Genomic DNA, 806 nt, shown 5'->3' with positions numbered 1-806 from the left:
GCAGCATGCATAAGTTATAGCCAAGTGCCCAGCAAATATTTTGAATAATGACTGTTCTTGTTCTGCGTGAATACTGGAAAGCGTCAGCCAGTGATACGAGGTGCTCGTTTAACAAAATGGCATCCGCATTGAGCTTAGTTAAGTCACTCGCTCCGCCCATTGCAATAGATAGGTTTGCGCGAGACAAAACGGGAAGATCGTTGATGCCGTCGCCGACCATCGCCACTTTTCTTCCTTCAGATTGCAGCGACTCAACGTAGTTCAGCTTTTGTTCAGGCGATTGCTCAGCTAAGAACGATTCGATACTCAATGTGTCGGCGACATGTTTCACTGAATGATGCTGGTCGCCACTTAAAATATGCACGGTTTTGCCCAGCTTACGCAGCGTTTCAATGCAGGCAGCTGCCTCTTCTCTTAGAGTGTCTTCGAGCTCAAACCGAGCAACTAATGTAGTGCCGTCAGACATAAATACGACAGGTCCATCGTGTTGATGTTGCAGTTCTTGTTTATCGAGCGTAGACGTATTTTGTCCGATAAAGCTAGCGCTGACCATAAAATAGCGAGAGCCATCAATGATTCCGCTCACGCCTAAACCAACATGATTCTTGGCGTCGATGACTTCTTTGCTTGTCTGCTGAATAAATGCCTTGGCAATTGGGTGGGCGCTTTGGCGCTCAAGCGCGCTTGCAAATATAAGCGCGGTTTCTTTATCCAAGTTAGTGTTAGTGGCAAGCTGAACGTGAGAGATCGATAAACGACCTTCACTGAGTGTCCCTGTTTTATCAAAAATAACATCATTCGCTTGG

The 806-nt window shown here is 46.4% G+C and carries 1 protein-coding gene; it reads right to left on the bottom strand.

Annotated elements, in window-relative coordinates; genetic code table 11:
- Positions 1 to 806: cation-translocating P-type ATPase (locus A3738_RS09970; RefSeq protein ID WP_156504172.1), on the bottom strand; the 806-nt coding region annotated here is incomplete at both ends.

The sequence above is a fragment of the Oleiphilus sp. HI0066 genome, assembly GCF_001635725.1.
This window is presented reverse-complemented; position numbering and strand designations above follow the sequence as displayed.